Below are 21751 nucleotides of genomic sequence, written 5' to 3' on the forward strand. Positions count from 1 at the left end.
AGAGCAACGGCCTTCTAAGCCGTCGGTCGGGAGTTCGAATCTCTCCTGGGACGTACGAAAAAAGAGCTGGTGAAATCAGAGTGAAAACTGATAGCGCTGGCCTTTTTTATCGATTAACCCTTCTTTTACTGTTGTACATTCATGAAAATCATGATAAAATAAGTAACGGAATTGTATTATTTTCATGTCCCAGTAGCTCAGCTGGATAGAGCAACGGCCTTCTAAGCCGTCGGTCGGGAGTTCGAATCTCTCCTGGGACGTATGAAAAAACCTCAAACCCTTGCATAAGGTTTGAGGTTTTTTTATTTTCAGCACCTGAAAGTTAATTTGATACACTTCTATTAGTTGTTTCTTAGATGTAAATAATAAAAAAAGCTCAATCTCTAAGCAGAGATTGAGTTTTATGTACTAATTATTGGAGATTTTCTACATGAGAACCTACAAAGAATTGGAAGTTTGTTGAGCCGCCTTGGACATTTGAGTAGGAAGATGCTCCGGCTGGAACTCCCCAAAAGCGGATAACATCGTCTTCGAGTATATTTTTTGCCGGTTTTAAAAGTAATATTTCATAGGATTGCATATCATCGTCATTAATATCAATTAACGTTACAGTTTCACCATCTTGTACTGTTTCTTCAATTGTTGAAACAGTTCCAGAGAATGATGCCATCTTCTGGAAAAATGGTGCAGGATTTTTATTTAACTGCTTATATTGAATTGTTGAATCTGTTATTTTTTTTGCTTCACTGATATCTGCTTTTGACTTTGCAGGAAACAGTTTGTAATTTTTAACAATGAAATCATAAGTTTGATCTGGCAAGGTCATGTTGCTTTCTGTAACCACTGGCATATAGGACTTTGTTAAATCAGCGTATTTGTTGTGATCACTTGATGTTTGCTTCTGAGTGTTTTCCTCTTTTTGCTTTCCGTTACTCTCTTTATTTGCTGTTTTTTCTATTGCTTGACCAGAAGTGCTTGCAGTTTCTGTTTTAGCTGAAGGAATATTAATAACAGCGATGATAAACACAAGAAAGGAAATACCGGCAATTATCATCTTTTTCTTTGCTGTACCATTTTTTTTGACGAGGGCGATAATAGCAAGAATAATGTAAATAATAAATGCTAAGAACCCCAATAAACTTAATAAACCCCACATATTATAATGGAAACCTCCTATAAAAGAAATATAGTTACTATTAAACCATATTTTTATATAAAAACAGTTTTTTTTACAAAAAAATTATAGAGATGAATATATATTTACAGTTCTATTGGTATGTAATTTATAACGAAAAGGAATATATTTAAATTTTTATCAGGTTGAAAGTATTGGTTTAGGAGATTTACTTTAAAATTCTTAGATGACCTTTCTTTATTGATGCAGCAGAAAGAAGCGCCGCCTCAATGACATTTGAGATGACGCTGATTGGTTTTGTTTATTTTTTCCGTTATCTGAATCCGCCCGGCGCGCTGAAGCCTCCGGAATGTCCGCCGCTAAAGCTGCCTGCTCCGATGGCGCCCGGATGTGACCCGGTGCTGGCGGTTCCCGCAATATCAGTCAATGCCGGATAAGGGGTGTATTGCTGCCCGCTATATCCCGGCGTGCTTTGCGTCGGCTGCTGTCCGTAGCCGTGTGCGGGGTATCCTCCATGCTGGTAAGGAGATACGTGGTGATAAGGATATGTCTGCATCGGCGGTGAAGGATAATAAGCCTGGGGCGGCAGGACTGGTAAAGGCGGAAATCCGGGAGGCAGACCTTGCATGCCTGATAACATCTTATTCATTACATCACTCATTTCTTCACAAGATAAGAACAGTGTATGCTTATATCTCCGTAAAGAGCCTGTATCATTCGAACGGATTATCTTACAAGTCCCGCGGCAGACTTTGTGGAAATGCGTAATAAAATATGACAAGTTCGTATGAAGGCGGAAAATTTTCGAGTAATCTTAGGAGATTAACAAAAAAATTATAAAAACTTTTAATGTTTAGAGATCCTTTTAAATCAACAATGAAAGCGTATACAAAATAGATTGATTAATCTAAATTGTCTAATAATTATAAAAATGCTGTTGACACTGTCTTCAAACGGGCGTAATATGAGTTCAAACAAAAATAAACAAATGATTCACGCTAAAGAGAAAACTTATAAAACACTGAAAAAACAAATGGTTGAAGGGTCTTTTCGAATGAAGAGAGCTGCAATAATAAAAAGCGCAGATGAGGATAAGTAGCTTTGCTGAAGTTTTTCACAGAGAGCCGGGAACGCTGAGAACCGGCAAAACAAATCAAAGTGAACTCGCCTCAGAGTGCCGGTCTGAAATGTAAAGAGTAGGACCCGGCCGAGTGAACTGTTATGTTTACTCGTTATCAAAACGGATAGAAATTATCCATGAGACGGTCAGTAAAAGACCGTAAACAAGGGTGGTACCGCGGAAAGTAAAGCTTTTTCGCCCCTTTTGGCTATTGCATGAAATGCTTGGCTGAATGTGGGTGAGAAGGCTTTTTTGTTTGCGTCAGCTGACGCGGGATTTTGAATTCATTTTAAGACGTTGAAAAGGAGGAAATGAAATGGGAACAAATGTACAGGCGGATGCCTTGTCTGCCGAATGTACAAAGACAATGAACGGGGCATTAATGCTGATTGAGTCTTTAAAGAAAGAAAATGTCGAGATGATTTTCGGGTATCCGGGAGGGGCCGTTCTTCCGATTTACGATAAGCTGTATCACTCAGGAATGGTTCACATTCTTCCCCGCCACGAGCAAGGCGCGATTCATGCCGCTGAAGGCTATGCGAGGGTATCGGGCAAACCCGGAGTCGTTATCGCCACTTCGGGGCCAGGCGCGACAAACTTAGTGACGGGGCTTGCGGATGCGATGATTGATTCTCTGCCGCTCGTTGTATTTACCGGGCAGGTGGCCACTTCGGTGATCGGCAGTGACGCCTTTCAAGAAGCTGATATTTTAGGGATTACAATGCCGATTACGAAGCACAGCTATCAGGTTCGCCATCCGGAAGATCTTCCGCGCGTCATCAAAGAGGCTTTTCATATAGCAACGACGGGCAGACCGGGTCCTGTATTAATAGATATTCCAAAGGATGTAGCGTCCTTTGAAGGTGAATTCAGATATGATCACAAGGTGAATCTGCCGGGATACCAGCCGGTAAAAGAGCCTAACTACCTGCAGATCCGCAAGCTCGTAGAGGCTGTCAGCAGTGCGAAAAAACCGGTCATTTTAGCCGGTGCGGGCGTTTTGCACGGTAAAGCTTCAGAAGATTTAAAAAATTATGCCGAGCAGCAGCAAATTCCTGTAGCTCATACACTTCTCGGTCTTGGCGGCTTCCCTGCCGACCATCCGCTCTTTTTGGGAATGGCTGGAATGCACGGCACATATACAGCCAATATGGCGCTTTATCACTGTGATCTTCTCATCAGCATCGGCGCACGCTTTGATGATCGCGTTACCGGAAATCTGAAGCACTTCGCAAAGTCTGCCAAAGTGGCTCATATCGATATTGATCCCGCGGAAATCGGGAAAATTATCGAAACGCAAATTCCGGTAGTCGGCGACAGTAAAATCGTTCTTCAGGAATTAATGAAGCAAAACGGAAAACAAGGGCAAACGGATGAATGGAAGCAGCAGCTGACGGAGTGGAAGGAAGAATATCCGCTTTGGTATACAGAGAACAGAGAAGAGGGCTTTAAACCTCAAAAACTGATTGAGTATATTCACCAATTCACAAACGGTGAGGCGATTGTAGTAACAGACGTCGGTCAGCACCAAATGTGGGCCGCTCAATTTTATCCTTTCCAAAAGGCCGATAAGTGGGTCACATCAGGAGGCCTCGGCACGATGGGCTTCGGTCTTCCGGCAGCCATCGGAGCGCAGCTGGCCGATAAAAACGCTACGGTTGTCGCTGTCTTAGGGGACGGCGGATTCCAAATGACGCTGCAGGAATTAGATGTCATCAGGCAGCTGAATCTTCCGGTGAAAGTGGTCATCTTAAACAACGAATGTCTGGGTATGGTAAGGCAGTGGCAGGAAATTTTTTACGAAGAGCGCTATTCTGAATCGAAATTCTCAGCGCAGCCTGACTTTGTGAAATTGTCAGAAGCCTACGGCATTAAAGGCATCAGAATTTCGGCAGAAGAGGAAGCGAATGAACAGCTGCGAGAAGCGCTGACATCAAAAGAGCCGGTTGTTATTGACGTTCGGGTCGCAAGGGAGGAAAAAGTATTTCCGATGATTGCGCCCGGCAAAGGACTTCATGAAATGGTGGGGGTGAAACCTTGAAACGCATTATTACATTAACAGTGGTAAACCGCTCCGGGGTTTTAAACCGGATCACCGGCCTGTTTACAAAAAGACACTATAATATCGAAAGCATCACTGTCGGCCACACAGAAACCAGCGGTGTTTCAAGGATTACATTTGTCGTCCATGTGGAAGGCGAAAATGATGTTGAACAGCTGACAAAGCAGCTTAACAAACAAATTGATGTGCTGAAAGTGACTGATATTACAAACCAATCTATCGTACAGCGGGAACTGGCTTTAATTAAAGTCGTTTCAGCCCCGTCGGCAAGGACGGAAATCAATGGAATCATTGAACCGTTCAGAGCCTCCGTCGTTGATGTTTCAAGAGACAGCATCGTCGTGCAGGTCACCGGCGAATCTAGCAAAATTGAAGCGCTCATTGAGCTCCTCAAGCCTTATGGAATTAAAGAAATCGCGAGAACAGGCACAACGGCTTTTGCGAGGGGAACCCAGCAAAAGGCGTCATCCAATAAAACAATTTCAATTGTATAACACAAACAAGGGAGAGATTAAAATGGTAAAAGTATATTATAACGGTGATATCAAAGAGAACGTATTGGCAGGCAAAAAAGTAGCAATTATCGGTTACGGTTCACAAGGGCATGCACATGCGCTCAACTTAAAAGAAAGCGGAATTGACGTAGTTGTCGGCGTCAGACAAGGGAAATCTTTTACGCAGGCCCAAGAAGACGGACACAAAGTATTCTCAGTAAGAGAAGCGGCTGCACAAGCAGACATCATTATGGTTCTTCTTCCTGACGAACAGCAGCAAAAAGTATATGAAGCTGAAATTAAAGATGAACTGACTGCCGGAAAATCATTGGTCTTCGCGCACGGATTTAACGTTCATTTCCATCAGATCGTACCTCCTGCCGACGTAGACGTATTCCTGGTAGCGCCTAAAGGACCGGGCCATCTTGTCAGAAGAACATACGAGCAAGGCGCAGGGGTGCCGGCATTGTTTGCCATCTATCAAGATGTCTCCGGCGAAGCGAAAGATACCGCTCTTGCTTACGCGAAAGGAATCGGCGGAGCGCGCGCAGGTGTTTTAGAAACAACATTTAAAGAAGAAACAGAAACAGATCTATTCGGTGAGCAGGCTGTTCTTTGCGGAGGATTAACGTCACTTGTCAAAGCAGGTTTTGAAACATTGACAGAAGCCGGCTATCAGCCTGAACTCGCATACTTTGAGTGTCTGCACGAATTAAAATTAATCGTAGACCTGATGTACGAAGAAGGATTGGCGGGCATGAGATACTCAATCTCTGATACGGCTCAGTGGGGAGATTTCGTATCAGGACCGCGCGTAGTCGATGCGAAAGTAAAAGAATCTATGAAACAAGTATTAACTGACATTCAAAACGGCACATTCGCAAAAGAATGGATCGTAGAAAACCAAGTAAACCGTCCGCGTTTCAACGCAATCAATACTAGTGAAAACGAACATCAAATTGAAGTGGTCGGCAAAAAACTTCGTGAAATGATGCCGTTTGTCAAACAAGGCAAAAAGAAGGAAGCGGTGGTCTCCGTTGCGCAAAATTAATTTTTTCGACACGACGCTTCGTGACGGTGAACAGTCTCCCGGGGTTAACCTGAATGCCCGGGAGAAGCTGACCATAGCCAAGCAGCTTGAAAGACTCGGGGTGGACATTATTGAAGCGGGATTTCCCGCTTCATCCCGAGGAGATTTTTTAGCCGTGCAGGAAATTGCAAGAACGATTAAAAATTGTTCCGTAACAGGGCTTGCCCGCTCTGTGAAAGGTGATATCGACGCAGCCTGGGAAGCGCTGAAAGACGGTGTCAGTCCGCGGATTCACGTCTTTATCGCGACCTCTGACATCCACCTGAAGCACAAATTAAAAATGACGCGTGAAGAGGTTGCGGATAGAGCGGCTGAGATGGTGAGGTATGCGAAAGAACGCTTCCCGATTGTCCAATGGTCGGCGGAGGACGCCTGCCGGACCGAGCTTCCATTCTTGGCGGAAATAGTGGAAAAAGTCATTGATGCCGGCGCAAGTGTAATCAACCTGCCTGACACAGTCGGGTACCTGACACCTGCGGAATACGGAAACATCTTTAAATATATGAAGGAAAACGTACCGAATATCGATCAGGCAAAGCTGTCAGCTCATTGCCACGACGATCTCGGGATGGCGGTGGCTAACTCACTGGCTGCGATTGAAAACGGAGCCGGCCAAATTGAATGCGCCATAAACGGAATCGGTGAAAGAGCCGGAAACGCGGCGCTTGAAGAAATCGCCGTGGCGCTACATGTCAGAAATGATGTTTTTCAAGCTGATTCATCTCTCACGCTTCACGAGTTGAAGCGGACGAGTGATCTTGTCAGCAAACTGACGGGTATGGCTGTTCCCCGCAATAAAGCAATCGTTGGAGATAATGCTTTTGCACATGAATCCGGTATTCACCAGGACGGCTTTCTGAAAGAAAAATCAACATATGAAATTATCTCACCTGAGCTTGTCGGCGTAACTGCAGATGCGCTTGTTCTCGGCAAACATTCCGGGCGCCATGCGTTCAAAGACCGCCTGAACATGCTGGGATTCCAGTTTGATGCTGAGGAAATCAACAAATTTTTTACGATGTTTAAAGAGTTGACTGAGAAGAAAAAAGAAATCACTGATGATGATTTGATTTCTCTTATTTTAGAAGAAAAAGTGACAGACAAAAAGGTCGGCTATGAATTTTTGTCTCTGCAAGTGCATTACGGCACTTCACAGGTGCCGACGGCCACTGTTTCTCTGAAAAATCAAGAGAATGAGCAGCTGATTCAAGAAGCCGCAACGGGAGCCGGAAGTGTAGAAGCCGTTTATAATACGCTCTGCCGCGGCATCGATAAAGATATTGAGCTTATGGACTACCGCATTCAATCTAATCGAAAAGGCGAAGACGCATTAGCCCAAGTATACGTGAGAGTGACCGTAAACGGAAAGGAATCGTCAGGGCGGGGCATTGCGCAGGATGTGCTGGAAGCCTCTGCGAAAGCCTATCTGAATGCTGTTAACCGGCAATTGGTCTTTGAATGTAATATAGACGGATTAAAGAGACAGGCTGCGGTCGGCTCGTAATCGAAAGGAGAACGGTTCATTTGAAGAAACGGATAGCTTTGCTTCCTGGTGACGGGATCGGACCGGAAGTGGCGGAATCAGCCGCAGATGTGCTGAAAAGTGTCGCCGAACAATTCGGACATGAATTTGAATTTGAAAACGGGCTGATTGGAGGAGCGGCGATTGACGCACATCAAAACCCGCTCCCTGAGGAAACGGTTGCCCTTTGTGAAAAATCTGACGCGATCTTACTCGGGGCGGTCGGCGGACCGAAATGGGACCAAAACCCTCCCGAACTCAGACCTGAAAAAGGGCTGCTCGGGATCAGAAAAAAACTTGGCTTGTTTGCAAATTTGCGTCCCGTGACAGTATTTGAAAGCCTTTCTGAAGCATCTCCATTGAAAAAAGAATACATTAATGGCGTCGATTTTGTGATCGTCCGCGAATTGACGGGCGGCCTCTATTTCGGACAGCCGAGCAGACAGTATGTCAATGAAGCGGGAGAGCAGGAAGCAGTCGATACGCTTTTTTATAAAAAGGAAGAGATCGAACGCGTTGTCAGAGAGGCTTTTAAAATGGCAGCCGGCAGAAAAGGAAAGGTGACGTCAGTTGATAAAGCCAACGTACTTTCATCAAGCAGGCTCTGGCGCGAAACAGCAAATGAGATCGCGAAAGAATTTCCTGATGTGACGCTTGAACATATGCTCGTTGATAATGCCGCGATGCAGCTGATCTATGCTCCGAATCAGTTTGATGTAATTGTGACAGAGAATATGTTCGGTGATATTTTGAGCGATGAAGCATCCATGCTTACAGGCTCGCTCGGCATGCTGCCGTCAGCCAGCTTATCAAGCTCAGGGCTTCACTTGTTTGAACCCGTGCATGGCTCGGCGCCTGATATCGCGGGTAAAGGAATGGCCAATCCGTTTGCGGCGATTTTATCGGCGGCGATGCTTTTGAGAACATCATTCGGTCTTGAAGACGAAGCCCGGGCTGTAGAACAGGCAGTCAGCAAGGTGCTTGCAGACGGCAAGCGGACACGAGATATAGCGAGAGGCGCTGAATATTCAGGCACTCGTGAGATCACTGAAGAAGTAAAAGCGGCATTAGCCTGCGCGCATATAAAATCGATAGTGTGACGGCTTTAAGGAAGCGGTCTTAGTTCATAGGTAGAGGGAGGAAATAAAGATGATGCCTCGAACAATCATCGAAAAGATTTGGGATCGGCATGTAGTAAAAAGCGGTGAGGGAAAACCCGACCTTCTCTATATTGATCTGCACTTAATCCATGAGGTGACATCTCCTCAGGCATTTGAAGGGTTAAGGCAAAAGGGGAGAAAGGTCAGACGTCCGCAAAATACGTTTGCGACGATGGACCATAACATTCCGACGGTCAACCGTTTTGACATTAAAGATGAAGTCGCAAAACGCCAAGTGACAGCGCTTGAACGAAATTGTGAGGAGTTTGGCGTCCGCCTTGCGGATCTGCACAGCGCGGATCAGGGAATCGTCCACGTTGTCGGGCCTGAGCTGGGTCTGACACTTCCCGGAAAAACCATCGTTTGCGGAGACAGCCATACATCGACTCACGGTGCATTCGGCGCGCTTGCATTCGGGATCGGCACAAGTGAAGTTGAGCATGTCCTTTCTACTCAGACACTTTGGCAGCAGCGGCCGAAAACGCTTGAGGTCCGCGTTGACGGTACGCTTCAAAAGGGAGTGACCGCAAAGGACGTTATTTTGTCAGTCATCGGCAAATACGGGGTGAGATTCGGTACGGGATATGTGATTGAATACACTGGGGAAGTATTCAGAAACATGTCAATGGATGAACGCATGACGGTCTGCAACATGTCAATTGAAGCGGGTGCAAGGGCAGGATTGATTGCTCCTGATGATACAACGATCGAATATTGTAAAAACCGCAAATACACGCCAAAAGGCGAAGAGTTTGAAAAAGCCGCGGCAGAATGGAAAGCATTAAGAACTGATCCGGGGGCTGTTTATGATCATTCCATCGTATTGGACGGCAGCGAGATCTCTCCTATGGTGACGTGGGGTATTAACCCCGGCATGGTTCTGCCTGTCGATGCCGAGATTCCGGCGCCTGACAGCATTCAGTCAGAAGATGATCAAAAAGAGGCCATTCGCGCGTACGAGTACATGGGGATTGAACCGAATCAAAAAATTGAAGACATTAAAGTTGAACATGTCTTTATCGGGTCTTGTACAAATTCTCGTATGACAGACCTTCGCCAGGCGGCGGAAATGATCAAAGGGCAGAAAGTCGCTGAAAGCGTCAGAGCCATTGTGGTACCCGGCTCCCAAAGCGTCAAGCAGCAGGCTGAGGAAGAAGGGCTTCACCGCGTTTTCCTGGATGCAGGTTTTGAATGGAGAGAATCAGGCTGCAGCATGTGTCTGAGCATGAACAATGATGTCGTCCCTGAGGGAGAACGATGCGCCTCCACCTCTAACCGCAACTTCGAAGGCAGACAAGGAAAAGGCGCGAGAACACATCTTGTCAGTCCGGCTATGGCTGCAATGGCCGCTATTCACGGACATTTCGTCGATGTGAGAAAGTTTTATCAAGAAAAAACAGTTGTGTAAGGAGTGCGCTAAAAGATGGAACCTTTAAAAACACATACAGGAAAAGCGGCCGTCTTAAACCGGATTAACGTCGATACGGATCAGATTATTCCGAAACAATTTTTGAAAAGAATTGAAAGAACCGGATACGGGCGCTTCGCGTTCTTTGACTGGAGATACCTTGAAAACGGCGAGCCTAACCCTGAATTCGAATTAAACCAGCCGGCATACGAATTAGCTTCTATTTTAATTGCCGGAGAGAATTTCGGATGCGGCTCATCCCGGGAACACGCTCCTTGGGCACTTGACGATTACGGGTTCAAAATTATTATCGCGCCGTCATTTGCTGATATATTCCATCAAAACTGCTTCAAAAACGGTATGCTTCCGATTCGTATGCCGTATGAAAGCTGGAAAGAGCTTGCAGGCCAGTATGAGAATCAGTCACTGGAGATGACGGTCGATCTTGAAAACCAGCTCATTCGCGACAGCGAGGGGCGGGAGATTTCTTTTGACGTCGATCCGCATTGGAAGGAAATGCTTGTTAACGGTTATGACGAAATTTCATTAACGCTTTTGCTGGAGGATGACATTCAGCAATTTGAATCAAAAAGAAGCTCTTGGCTTCAAGCCTGAAAAAAGCTGTCCGACATTTGTTCGGCAGCTTTTTTTGCCTGACGTGCCATCCTTTCTTGTGTTTCCTTACGTGTGTTGATACACTTGAACAAAATAAGCGCCTGAAAGGAAATATAGGTATGACGCATGACAAAAGAAAAGCAAATATAATTCCTTTCCCCCGTCTGAAGGAACGTTTGGTGGATAAAGGAATGGCCGCCATGAAGGACAAAAAGTATCAAGAGGCCCTTGAGTTCTTTTCAGAGGCGATGAGCCACGACGATACAGAATCCGACGTGCATTTAGGAATGGCGATTTGTTTTTTGGAGCTTGGGGAATTGGAAGAAGCAAAACAAGTTTGCGAAAAGATGCTGAATGAAGGGTACGGCCATTATTTTACCGTGCTGCAAGTATACATGACCATCTTAATTCAGCTGAAAAAGTATGAAGAAGTCAAAAGCACTATCGAAGCCGTGCTGGAAGAAAACCAGCTGCCTGCCGAAAGCGCGGAGCAATTTTACCGTCTGCTTGAATTCAGCCGGAAAATGACGGACCCCGCCCAGCAGGATGAGGCATGGGCGGAAGAAGAATATGAGGATGTCCTCAATGCGGAAAAAGTGCTGGAAAGCCCCGCTGAGCAAATGAATCTGATTCATTCCCTCAAAGACCGCAATATCGCGAAATATACGGGCCTGTTAAAAACGATTCTTCAAGACCCGGGTGCACACCCGCTTATAAAAACGATGATTTTGACTCTCATGGCCGAGCATGACTACAGTAAACCGGTTCATATCACAAAGTTCGGCGATTCGATGACTGCCATTCCGAGTGAGACGGTTCAGCCTGATGCCGCGCCGATTTTACATCGCGTTCTCCGGGTGCTTGATGAAACCCTCGGCAATGAAAATCCTACATTATATGCCGCCGTTGAAGAGCTGTGGAGAAGACATCTGTATGTGCTGCATCCGTTCCAGCCCAAGCTGCTGAACGCTGATTTATGGGCGGCCGCCCTCCATAAGGTAGGTTATGAGATGCACGGCATTGACATTGAGATGGAAGAACTCCACATGATGTACGAGTTCAGCAGCCGAGAACTGGAGGAAGCATGCACGATGATTAAGGATATTGAAGAAATTTCTTATTTGTAAATCACGCCATATAGTTGAAAGCGATAGGCGTTATGTTATAATATAGTGGTTGTATTTATGTATAGCGGTTTAACTGAAATGAGAAATACGGTTGGACAGGCTGCCAGTTCATTATAAAATGTATACATAATGATTCTGATCAAAGCGGTTTTTTCTTTGACAAAGCCGCGGATTGCTTTAGAATGGAAGACCGACACAACCTGAATAGATTTTTGGAGGGAAACACATGTCTGTAAAATGGGAAAAACAAGAAGGCAACGAAGGCGTTTTAACGGTTGAAGTTGATGCGGAAACGTTCAAAACAGCTCTTGATGATGCATTTAAAAAAGTAGTTAAGCAAGTCTCTATTCCTGGATTCCGTAAAGGAAAAATTCCTCGCGGTTTATTCGAACAGCGTTTCGGCGTTGAAGCTCTTTACCAAGATGCTCTGGATATTTTACTTCCTGTAGAATACCCTAAAGCGATTGAAGAAGCGGGTATTGAGCCTGTAGACCGTCCTGAAATCGATGTTGAAAAAATCGAAAAAGGCGAAAGCTTAATCTTCACTGCGAAAGTGACAGTGAAACCTGAAGTGAAGCTTGGCGATTACAAAGGCTTAGGAATCGAAAAAGATGACACAGCCGTAACTGACGAAGACGTTCAAAACGAACTAAAAGCGCTTCAGGAGCGTCAGGCTGAGCTTGTCGTGAAAGAAGAAGGCGCTGTTGAAAACGGCGACACAGTCGTTCTTGATTTTGAAGGTTTCGTAGACGGAGAAGCATTTGAAGGCGGAAAAGCGGAAAACTACTCACTTGAAGTAGGTTCCGGTTCATTCATCCCTGGCTTCGAAGAGCAGCTTACAGGACTTAAAGCTGGCGCTGAAAAGGATGTTGAAGTAACATTCCCTGAAGAGTACCATGCTGAAGAGCTTGCTGGAAAACCAGCCGTTTTCAAAGTGAAAATTCATGAAATCAAAGCGAAAGAGCTTCCTGAACTTAACGACGAATTCGCAAAAGACATTGACGAAGAAGTTGAAACGCTTGCTGAATTAACGGAGAAAACAAAAAAACGCCTTGAAGAAGCTAAAGAAAACGAAGCTGACGCTAAATTGCGCGAAGAGCTTGTTCTGAAAGCATCTGAAAATGCTGAAGCTGACGTGCCTCAAGCGATGATCGACACTGAGCTTGACCGCATGCTGAAAGAATTCGAACAGCGTCTGCAAATGCAAGGCATGAACCTTGAGCTTTACACTCAATTCTCAGGACAAGACGAAAACGCGTTAAAAGAGCAAATGAAAGAAGATGCTGCGAAACGCGTAAAATCAAACCTGACTCTTGAAGCGATTGCTCAAGCTGAAAATCTTGAAGTAACAGACGAAGAAGTTGAAGCTGAGCTTACTAAAATGGCTGAAGCATACAACATGCCTGTTGAAAACATCAAACAAGCCATCGGCTCAACTGACGCGATGAAAGAAGATTTAAAAGTTCGAAAAGCAATTGATTTTCTTGTAGAAAACCGTTAATATGGTTCTTAATAATAGACATAATAAAACAGGGCGCGAGTAATTCGTGCCTTGTTTTGTACAATTATGATATAACTCTTTTTCTTGGGGCAAGATAGTCATTGCCGGGCTGTTTTTTGTCATACATATAGAATGTGCAAGCGCGAAACACATTGTTACCGTCTTATTGGAAAGTATGGTAAAATGCAATACATACTCGATCGTTTCAAGAACCGTTTTCTTTTGCCCTTCAGGTAAAAGAAAAAGTGAGACAAGATTAAGGGGTGAAAGAATGTTTAAATTCAACGAGGAAAAAGGACAATTAAAATGCTCGTTCTGCGGAAAAACTCAAGATCAAGTTCGTAAGCTGGTTGCAGGACCGGGCGTATATATATGCGACGAATGCATCGAGCTCTGCACAGAGATCGTAGAGGAAGAGCTCGGTACTGAAGAAGAAGTCGAATTTAAAGACGTTCCGAAGCCGCAGGAAATCCGTGAGATCCTGAATGAATATGTCATCGGACAGGATCAGGCGAAGAAATCACTTGCGGTTGCGGTCTACAACCATTACAAACGCATCAACTCCAACAGTAAAGTGGATGATGTCGAGCTTTCTAAAAGTAATATTTCATTGATCGGACCGACGGGAAGCGGAAAAACGCTTCTTGCCCAAACGCTTGCGCGTATTTTGAACGTGCCGTTTGCAATCGCAGACGCTACATCTTTAACTGAGGCCGGTTATGTGGGTGAGGATGTGGAGAACATTCTCCTGAAACTTATTCAGGCAGCAGACTATGACGTGGAAAAAGCGGAAAAAGGCATCATTTATATCGATGAAATTGATAAAGTGGCGCGAAAATCTGAAAATCCGTCTATTACACGTGACGTATCAGGTGAAGGCGTCCAGCAGGCGCTTCTGAAAATTCTTGAAGGAACAGTTGCGAGCGTACCGCCGCAAGGAGGACGCAAACATCCTCATCAGGAATTCATTCAGATCGACACGACTAACATTTTGTTCATTTGCGGCGGTGCCTTTGACGGCATCGAACAAATTATTAAACGCCGTTTGGGACAAAAAGTGATCGGGTTCGGTTCTGACAATAAAGCAGCCGACTTAGAAAAAGAAGAGCTGCTTTCTAAAGTTTTGCCGGAAGATTTACTCCGTTTCGGGCTGATCCCTGAATTTATCGGTCGTCTTCCTGTTATTGCAAGCCTTGAGCAGCTTGACGAAACGGCATTGGTCGAAATTTTGACTAAGCCTAAAAATGCACTCGTCAAACAGTATACAAAAATGTTAGAACTTGATGATGTCGAGCTTGAATTTGAAGAAGAGGCATTGTCTGAAATCGCGAAAAAAGCGATCGAGCGAAAAACAGGCGCCCGCGGCCTGCGTTCTATCATTGAAGGTATCATGCTTGACGTCATGTTTGACCTGCCGTCCCGTGACGATATTGAAAAATGCGTTATTACCGGAGCGACAGTGGCAGACGGAGAAGCACCTCGCCTTGTTTTAAAGGACGGTACTGTAGTCGGCCAAGATAAAACATCAGCGTAACATCATGAAAACCTCCTGAATCATTCGATTCAGGAGGTTTTTTTTCTTGTTCGGGACCTTCTGAAAATGTTTATTCCGGGCTTCACTGGGCGATACTATCGGCAGAGGAATGAATTGGATACATAAATCGTTTTTTCAGGAGGGACCAGCATGAGTTGGACAGGGATCGCATTATTCGTACAGCTGTTTTTTGGGATTGTCATCGGATTATATTTTTGGAATCTGCTCAAAAATCAACGTACACAAAAAGTGACAATAGATAAAGAATCAAAAAAGGAAATGGAGCAGCTGCGGAAAATGCGGGCAATCAGTTTATCAGAGCCTTTATCAGAAAAAGTGCGCCCGAAAAGCTTTCAGGATATTGTCGGCCAGGAGGACGGAATTAAAGCGTTAAAAGCCGCGCTGTGCGGCCCGAATCCGCAGCACGTCATCGTTTACGGGCCGCCGGGGGTCGGAAAAACGGCTGCTGCCAGGCTGGTGTTAGAAGAGGCGAAAAAACATAAACAGTCGCCATTTCAAGAGCAGGCTGTTTTTGTAGAGCTTGATGCGACAACGGCGCGTTTTGATGAACGGGGAATTGCCGATCCGCTTATCGGTTCCGTGCATGACCCGATTTATCAGGGAGCGGGCGCAATGGGCCAGGCCGGTATTCCGCAGCCGAAGCAAGGGGCTGTGACACATGCGCACGGCGGTGTGCTGTTTATCGATGAAATCGGTGAACTTCATCCCATTCAGATGAACAAAATGCTGAAGGTGCTTGAAGACCGGAAAGTATTTTTAGACAGCGCGTATTACAGTGAGGAAAATACACAAATTCCGAATCATATTCATGACATTTTTCAAAACGGGCTTCCCGCGGATTTCCGGTTGATCGGGGCGACAACGAGAATGCCGGATGAAATCCCGCCGGCCATCCGTTCGCGCTGCCTTGAAGTGTTTTTCCGCGAGCTTGAAAAGGATGAGTTAAAAGCCGTAGCGAAAAAAGCGGCGGACAAAATTCAGAAAGACATTTCTGATGAAGCCCTCAGTGTTTTGACAACGTATACGAGAAACGGCCGTGAAGCCGTCAATATGATTCAGATTGCCGCAGGAATGGCGGTCACTGAGGACAGAAAAGAGATTACAATAGAAGATATTGAGTGGGTCGTCCATTCGAGTCAGCTCACGCCTAAAAATGAGCAGAAAATCGCTGATAAACCGCAAGTCGGAATTGTAAACGGGCTTGCCGTTTACGGACCGAACAGCGGCGCTTTGCTTGAAATCGAAGTGAATGTCACGCCTGCGCAGGACAAAGGCAGCCTGAATATCACGGGAATCGCAGAGGAAGAGAGCATCGGCAGCCAGTCTAAGTCGATCCGCCGCAAAAGTATGGCGAAGGGATCGGTGGAAAATGTTTTAACGGTTCTTCGCACAATGGGAATTAAACCATCAGACTATGACATTCATGTTAACTTTCCCGGCGGAGGCCCGATTGACGGCCCGTCAGCGGGCATAGCGATGGCCGCGGGGATTTTTTCCGCCATTCACCGCATTCCTATTGACCATACTGTGGCCATGACGGGAGAAATCAGTTTGACGGGACTTGTAAAACCGATTGGCGGCGTCATACCTAAAATCAAGGCGGCGAAGCAGGCCGGAGCGAAAACGGTTATTATCCCATATGAAAACCAGCAATCGATTTTAAAACGAATTGACGGCATCACCATTAAAGCGGTCAAAACGTTCCAAGAGGTGCTTGACGTCATATTAGTCGATCCGCCTTCAGAACAAAAACCATTTGACATTCAGATTAATAAAGAATCCGTCTAACCCCATTTTATAATGGGGTTTTTTTATGAAGGACATCTTTTCCTTTTTCGAAACAGAAAGAAAGGGTATACTACGAAGAGACTGTTTTATTGTAAGGCGCGTAATTCGGTGATTTCCAATCCCGGAATTGTACAACGATGAAAAAGTTGTATTATAATGGTTCATACTAAAGTCACGGAGGTGTCAGTCAATGGCAGAAGATATAAAACGCAGCATCCCGCTCCTCCCTTTAAGAGGTTTATTGGTATATCCGACGATGGTTTTGCATTTAGATGTGGGCCGTGATAAGTCGGTTCAGGCTCTTGAACAGGCAATGATGCATGATCATATGATTTTTTTAGCCACTCAGCAGGATATTTCGATAGATGAACCGGGTGAAGAGGACATTTTCACTGTCGGCACTTATACTAAAATTAAACAGATGCTGAAGCTTCCAAACGGTACGATCCGGGTGTTGGTGGAAGGGATTCAGCGTGCGCAGATTCTCGAATACAATGAGCTCGAAGACTATACTTCGGTGGATATACAGCTGATGCATGAGGACGATTCTAAAGACGTGGAAGACGAAGCGCTAATGCGTACGCTGCTGGACCACTTTGACCAGTACATAAAAATTTCTAAAAAAATCTCCGCTGAAACATACGCGGCTGTAACTGATATTGAAGAGCCTGGCAGGATGGCAGATATCGTCGCTTCCCACCTGCCGCTCAAATTAAAGGACAAGCAGGATATTTTAGAAACGGCTGATATCAAAGAGCGTTTAAATAAGGTCATCCGTTCCATCAATAATGAAAAAGAAGTGCTGGAAATAGAGAAAAAAATCGGTCAGCGCGTTAAACGTTCGATGGAGCGAACACAAAAAGAATATTACTTGCGCGAACAGATGAAAGCCATTCAAAAGGAGCTCGGCGATAAAGAAGGGAAAACGGGAGAGGTTCAGACGCTTTCGGAAAAGATTGAAGAGGCAGGCATGCCCGAACGCGTCAAAGAAACGGCCCTTAAGGAATTAAACCGCTATGAAAAAGTTCCGTCCAGTTCCGCTGAAAGCTCCGTTATCCGCAATTATATTGACTGGCTTATCGCCCTGCCGTGGTCGGATGAAACAGAGGATAAGCTCGATATTAAAAAAGCGGGTGAGATTTTAGACAAGGAGCATCACGGCTTAGAAAAAGTAAAAGAACGGATCCTTGAGTATTTAGCGGTTAAGCAGCTGACGAAAACGCTGAAGGGACCGATTCTTTGTTTGGCAGGACCTCCCGGGGTCGGAAAAACATCATTGGCAAAATCGATCAGTACGAGCATGGGCCGCCGTTTTGTAAGGATTTCACTTGGCGGTGTCCGTGATGAATCTGAAATCCGCGGTCATCGGAGAACATATGTCGGAGCCATGCCGGGACGCATCATTCAAGGGATGAAAAAAGCCGGCAAACAGAATCCGGTCTTTCTCCTTGATGAAATCGATAAAATGTCTTCTGATTTTAGGGGAGACCCGTCTTCGGCAATGCTTGAAGTACTCGACCCCGAGCAAAACAGCACATTCAGCGATCACTATATTGAAGAGACGTTTGACTTGTCAAAGGTGCTTTTTATCGCTACAGCGAATAACTTAGCCACCATTCCGGGCCCTCTCAGAGACAGAATGGAGATCATCAACATATCCGGCTATACTGAGACTGAAAAGCTGGAAATTGTAAAAGACCACCTGCTCCCGAAACAGATCAAAGAGCATGGTCTGACAAAGGGAAACCTGCAGATTCGGGATCAAGCAATTATAGATATCATCCGCTATTATACGAGAGAAGCCGGCGTCAGAACGCTTGAACGCCAGATTGCCGCGATTTGCCGGAAGGCCGCAAAAGCCATTGTCGCCAAAGAAAGAAAACGGATTACCGTCACAGAAAAAAATCTGGCTGACTATATCGGAAAGCGGATTTTCAGATACGGACAGGCGGAAACGGAAGATCAGGTCGGTGTTGTAACGGGTCTTGCATATACAACAGTCGGCGGTGACACGCTGTCAATTGAAGTCTCATTGTCTCCGGGGAAAGGAAAGCTGATCCTGACCGGGAAGCTCGGAGATGTGATGAGGGAATCAGCGCAGGCTGCGTTCAGTTATGTCCGTTCGAAAGCCGAGGAGCTCGGAATTGATCCGAATTTCCATGAAAAACATGATATTCATATTCACGTCCCTGAAGGAGCGGTGCCAAAAGACGGTCCTTCCGCCGGAATCACAATGGCTACGGCGCTCGTTTCCGCATTAACGGGGCGCCCGGTGTCACGCGAGGTCGGCATGACGGGTGAAATCACATTGCGCGGGCGCGTGCTTCCGATCGGCGGCCTGAAAGAAAAGGCGCTTGGCGCGCACAGGGCCGGCCTGACCACTATTATTGCGCCTAAAGATAATGAAAAAGATATAGAGGATATTCCGGAAAGCGTCAGAGACGGGCTGAAGTTTATATTCGTTTCGCATCTTGATGACGTTTTGGAATATTCCTTAGTAGGAGAGAAGAAATGAAAGTTACAAAATCAGAAATCGTGATCAGCGCGGTCAAACCCGAGCAGTACCCTGTAGGGGGACTCCCGGAAATCGCGCTGGCCGGAAGATCAAATGTAGGAAAGTCATCTTTTATCAACTCGTTAATCAATCGGAAAAATCTTGCCAGAACATCGTCGAAGCCGGGGAAAACACAAACCTTAAACTTCTATATCATTAATGATGACCTGCATTTCGTCGATGTTCCGGGCTACGGATTTGCAAAAGTTTCAAAAAGTGAGCGGGAAGCATGGGGAAGAATGATCGAAACCTATATGACAACCCGCGAAGAGCTGAAAGCCTGCGTCCAGATTGTCGATCTCAGGCACGCCCCGTCGGCGGATGACGTGAACATGTATGAATTCTTGAAGTATTACGGAATTCCGGTCATTGTCATCGCGACAAAGGCAGACAAAATTCCAAAAGGGAAATGGGACAAGCACTTAAAGGTCGTCAAGCAAACGCTTGATATGGATCCTGAAGATGAGCTGATTCTATTCTCCTCTGAAACGAAAAAAGGAAAAGAAGAGGCTTGGGGAGCTATTAAAAAAGCGATCAGCCGTTAAATGAAAAACCCAAAACGCGCCGCGTTTTGGGTTTTATCGTATAGTTTTGTTCCGTCTGATAAACAATAGAAGAAGGCTGATTCCGATAAAAACATACGGCCAGTATGTTTTGAAATACTCTGTTGGAATATGTACGGACTCAAGCCAGGCCGTTATTTGTTTAAAGAAGTACAAAAAGAGGGAAAAACAAATCATTGAAACAGCTTCGTATACATACTCTTTTCTGGCTGCTGCAAATAATGAAAATCCGAATACGAAGATCAGCATTTCAAAATCTCCGGGCCACCATGGAACTTCAGGCTTAACGAAAAAGTGTAAACCTATCCCGAAGAGAAGCATACCAATAAGGACATGGGGCGGTGCAGCTTCTTTTTTGCCCTGATAGAGCATGGTGAGGCCAAGCAGTATAAGAAGCACCGGCCATTCGTCTTGATTCGGGAACAATTGGACCTGTCCGCTTTGAAGCCATGCGAATAATGACGCGGCAAGCAGAAGCCCTGGAAATAAAATTGATTTTTTTCTCATTCTATCACCTACCCGCTGTAAAGGATTTTTAGTATGATAAATACAGTAGGAAATGAAGCTTTTTATACTATAGCACAACATGTTTGAAATCTGTTCACAATTTCAGAAAGAAACTATGTTATAATCATTATAAATTAGAATGATTATAAATTAATACGAAGTCGTGGGGGTGCATGAAAAAGTGCATATACTTGTTGTGGGAGTAGATTATAAATCCGCCCCTATTGAAATACGCGAAAAAATAAGTTTTCAGCCGGATGAGCTTGCAGAAGCGATGCTCCGTTTAAAAGAAGAAAAAAGCGTTTTGGAGAACATTATCGTCTCCACCTGCAACCGCACTGAAATATACGCGGTGGTGGATCAGCTTCATACCGGCCGTTATTATATAAAGACATTTTTATCTGAATGGTTTTCTTTGCCGAAAGAAGAGCTGTCGCCGTTTTTGAAATTCTATGAGAGCGATGCGGCGATTGAGCATTTATTCCGTGTGGCATGCGGTTTGGATTCCATGGTGATCGGAGAAACGCAAATACTCGGCCAGGTCCGTTCCAGCTTTAAAACTGCGCAGAATGAAAAAACAATCGGCACGATATTTAATGAGCTGTTTAAACAGGCGGTGACCGTAGGCAAACGCACGCACGCTGAAACGGATATCGGCGCAAATGCCGTTTCCGTCAGTTACGCTGCCGTTGAGCTTGCGAAAAAAATCTTCGGTTCTCTGTCCAGCAAGCACATTTTAATTCTCGGCGCGGGAAAAATGGGAGAGCTTGCCGCAGAAAATCTGCACGGCCAGGGAATCGGCAAGGTAACGGTCATCAACAGAACATTCGTGAAAGCAAAAGAGCTTGCGGACCGTTTTTCCGGAGAAGCGCGCAGCTTAAATCAGCTTGAACATGCACTCGCTGAAGCCGATATACTAATCAGCTCAACAGGTGCAAGTGATTTTGTCGTGTCTAAAGATATGATGGAAAAGGCCGGCAGAAAGCGGAAGGGCCGTCCGTTATTCATGGTTGATATCGCCGTGCCGAGAGACCTGGATCCGGCGTTGAACGATCTTGAAGGTGTTTTCTTGTACGATATTGATGACCTTGAAGGAATTGTCGAAGCAAACTTAAAAGAACGCCGTGAAACAGCTGAGAAAGTCGAGCTGTTTATTGAAGCAGCAATTGTTGAGTTTAAGCAATGGCTGAATACGCTCGGCGTCGTACCGGTCATCTCAGCGCTGCGGGAAAAGGCGCTCGCTATCCAGTCAGATACGATGCAGAGCATCGAACGCAAGCTCCCGCATCTGACTGTGAGAGAGAAAAAGCTGTTAAGTAAACATACGAAAAGCATCATTAATCAAATGCTCCGCGACCCGATTCTGAAAGCGAAAGAGATTGCGGCCGAGGCTGATTCTGAGGAAAAATTGAAGCTGTTTATGCAGATCTTTGATATCGAAGAAGCGGCCGGGCGCCAGTTGGACAAAAGCCTCGATAACCGCCAGGCGGTTCATTCGTTTCAAAAGGCAGAAACAAAAGCGGGCTTTGGCCCACTTGTAAGTGAGTGAG

At 45.4% G+C, this 21751-nt stretch carries 17 protein-coding genes, 1 tRNA gene and 1 other annotated feature; of the genes, 15 read left to right on the forward strand and 3 right to left on the reverse strand.

What is annotated here, in order from left to right:
- Positions 1–186: 186 nt before the first annotated feature.
- Positions 187–260, forward strand: a tRNA-Arg gene (locus KY305_RS08290).
- 152 nt (positions 261–412) lie between these two features.
- Here KY305_RS08290 and KY305_RS08295 read toward each other — a convergent pair.
- The gene (locus KY305_RS08295; protein WP_223062139.1) at positions 413–1156 is read right to left on the reverse strand and encodes a hypothetical protein; all 744 of its coding nucleotides are present in this window, start codon (positions 1154–1156) and stop codon (positions 413–415) included.
- A 292-nt stretch (positions 1157–1448) separates the two neighbouring features.
- Positions 1449–1784, reverse strand: a complete 336-nt coding sequence (locus KY305_RS08300; protein ID WP_223062140.1) for a DNA helicase — start codon at positions 1782–1784, stop codon at positions 1449–1451.
- 424 nt (positions 1785–2208) lie between these two features.
- Positions 2209–2461, forward strand: a binding site (T-box leader).
- 110 nt (positions 2462–2571) lie between these two features.
- Here KY305_RS08300 and ilvB point away from each other — a divergent pair.
- The 13 genes from ilvB to yihA all read left to right on the forward strand — a co-directional run bounded on the left by ilvB (position 2572) and on the right by yihA (position 19676).
- Positions 2572–4296: an acetolactate synthase large subunit gene (gene ilvB / locus KY305_RS08305; protein ID WP_223062141.1), complete on the forward strand. Its 1725-nt coding sequence runs from the start codon at positions 2572–2574 to the stop codon at positions 4294–4296.
- On the forward strand, positions 4293–4811 hold the full coding sequence (gene ilvN, locus KY305_RS08310) for an acetolactate synthase small subunit (protein WP_223062142.1): 519 nt from the start codon (positions 4293–4295) through the stop codon (positions 4809–4811). Before ilvB ends, ilvN begins: the two co-directional genes overlap by 4 nt.
- Before the next feature lie 22 nt (positions 4812–4833).
- Positions 4834–5862 (forward strand): ketol-acid reductoisomerase, encoded by a 1029-nt coding sequence (gene ilvC, locus KY305_RS08315; RefSeq protein ID WP_223062143.1) that lies wholly within the window; start codon positions 4834–4836, stop codon positions 5860–5862.
- Positions 5849–7405, forward strand: coding sequence for a 2-isopropylmalate synthase (locus KY305_RS08320; protein WP_223062144.1), 1557 nt, complete (start codon positions 5849–5851; stop codon positions 7403–7405). The genes ilvC and KY305_RS08320 overlap by 14 nt, the downstream gene beginning before the upstream one ends.
- 20 nt (positions 7406–7425) lie before the next feature.
- Positions 7426–8523, forward strand: coding sequence for a 3-isopropylmalate dehydrogenase (leuB, locus tag KY305_RS08325; RefSeq protein WP_223062145.1), 1098 nt, complete (start codon positions 7426–7428; stop codon positions 8521–8523).
- A gap of 49 nt (positions 8524–8572) precedes the next feature.
- Positions 8573–9991: a 3-isopropylmalate dehydratase large subunit gene (gene leuC, locus KY305_RS08330; protein WP_223062146.1), complete on the forward strand. Its 1419-nt coding sequence runs from the start codon at positions 8573–8575 to the stop codon at positions 9989–9991.
- A gap of 15 nt (positions 9992–10006) precedes the next feature.
- Positions 10007–10606: a 3-isopropylmalate dehydratase small subunit gene (gene leuD, locus KY305_RS08335; protein ID WP_223062147.1), complete on the forward strand. Its 600-nt coding sequence runs from the start codon at positions 10007–10009 to the stop codon at positions 10604–10606.
- A gap of 119 nt (positions 10607–10725) precedes the next feature.
- The gene (gene ddcA, locus KY305_RS08340) at positions 10726–11733 is read left to right on the forward strand and encodes a tetratricopeptide repeat protein (RefSeq protein ID WP_214798076.1); all 1008 of its coding nucleotides are present in this window, start codon (positions 10726–10728) and stop codon (positions 11731–11733) included.
- Between the two features lie 226 nt (positions 11734–11959).
- Complete coding sequence (gene tig / locus KY305_RS08345; protein WP_214798078.1) at positions 11960–13234, forward strand: trigger factor; 1275 nt, start codon at positions 11960–11962, stop codon at positions 13232–13234.
- A gap of 271 nt (positions 13235–13505) precedes the next feature.
- Positions 13506–14768, forward strand: coding sequence for an ATP-dependent protease ATP-binding subunit ClpX (gene clpX, locus KY305_RS08350; RefSeq protein WP_061522998.1), 1263 nt, complete (start codon positions 13506–13508; stop codon positions 14766–14768).
- 150 nt (positions 14769–14918) lie between these two features.
- Positions 14919–16577 (forward strand): ATP-dependent protease LonB, encoded by a 1659-nt coding sequence (gene lonB / locus KY305_RS08355; RefSeq protein WP_223062148.1) that lies wholly within the window; start codon positions 14919–14921, stop codon positions 16575–16577.
- Between the two features lie 190 nt (positions 16578–16767).
- Positions 16768–19092: an endopeptidase La gene (gene lon, locus KY305_RS08360; protein ID WP_223062149.1), complete on the forward strand. Its 2325-nt coding sequence runs from the start codon at positions 16768–16770 to the stop codon at positions 19090–19092.
- Positions 19089–19676 carry a ribosome biogenesis GTP-binding protein YihA/YsxC gene (yihA, locus tag KY305_RS08365; protein ID WP_223062150.1) on the forward strand — a complete coding sequence of 196 codons (588 nt, stop codon included), beginning with the start codon at positions 19089–19091 and terminating at the stop codon, positions 19674–19676. Before lon ends, yihA begins: the two co-directional genes overlap by 4 nt.
- Positions 19677–19709: 33 nt before the next feature.
- Here the strand turns inward: yihA and KY305_RS08370 are convergent, their stop codons facing one another.
- Complete coding sequence (locus KY305_RS08370; RefSeq protein ID WP_223062151.1) at positions 19710–20201, reverse strand: hypothetical protein; 492 nt, start codon at positions 20199–20201, stop codon at positions 19710–19712.
- Positions 20202–20382: 181 nt separating this feature from the next.
- Here KY305_RS08370 and hemA point away from each other — a divergent pair, with 181 nt between their 5' ends.
- Positions 20383–21750 (forward strand): glutamyl-tRNA reductase, encoded by a 1368-nt coding sequence (gene hemA / locus KY305_RS08375; RefSeq protein WP_223062152.1) that lies wholly within the window; start codon positions 20383–20385, stop codon positions 21748–21750.
- Position 21751: the final 1 nt, after the last annotated feature.

The sequence above is a fragment of the Bacillus sp. YC2 genome (assembly GCF_019891195.1).
Lineage (GTDB): Bacteria > Bacillota > Bacilli > Bacillales > Bacillaceae > Bacillus.

Bases quoted from the DNA above. Each gene is read 5' to 3' on its own strand.
- ilvB (WP_223062141.1), top strand. From the start codon at position 2,572: ATGGGAACAAATGTACAGGCGGATGCCTTGTCTGCCGAATGTACAAAG.
- KY305_RS08370 (WP_223062151.1), bottom strand. From the start codon at position 20,201: ATGAGAAAAAAATCAATTTTATTTCCAGGGCTTCTGCTTGCCGCGTCA.
- leuC (WP_223062146.1), top strand. From the start codon at position 8,573: ATGATGCCTCGAACAATCATCGAAAAGATTTGGGATCGGCATGTAGTA.
- lonB (WP_223062148.1), top strand. From the start codon at position 14,919: ATGAGTTGGACAGGGATCGCATTATTCGTACAGCTGTTTTTTGGGATT.
- KY305_RS08300 (WP_223062140.1), bottom strand. From the start codon at position 1,784: ATGAATAAGATGTTATCAGGCATGCAAGGTCTGCCTCCCGGATTTCCG.
- clpX (WP_061522998.1), top strand. From the start codon at position 13,506: ATGTTTAAATTCAACGAGGAAAAAGGACAATTAAAATGCTCGTTCTGC.
- lon (WP_223062149.1), top strand. From the start codon at position 16,768: ATGGCAGAAGATATAAAACGCAGCATCCCGCTCCTCCCTTTAAGAGGT.
- KY305_RS08295 (WP_223062139.1), bottom strand. From the start codon at position 1,156: ATGTGGGGTTTATTAAGTTTATTGGGGTTCTTAGCATTTATTATTTAC.
- ilvC (WP_223062143.1), top strand. From the start codon at position 4,834: ATGGTAAAAGTATATTATAACGGTGATATCAAAGAGAACGTATTGGCA.
- ddcA (WP_214798076.1), top strand. From the start codon at position 10,726: ATGACGCATGACAAAAGAAAAGCAAATATAATTCCTTTCCCCCGTCTG.
- tig (WP_214798078.1), top strand. From the start codon at position 11,960: ATGTCTGTAAAATGGGAAAAACAAGAAGGCAACGAAGGCGTTTTAACG.
- yihA (WP_223062150.1), top strand. From the start codon at position 19,089: ATGAAAGTTACAAAATCAGAAATCGTGATCAGCGCGGTCAAACCCGAG.
- leuD (WP_223062147.1), top strand. From the start codon at position 10,007: ATGGAACCTTTAAAAACACATACAGGAAAAGCGGCCGTCTTAAACCGG.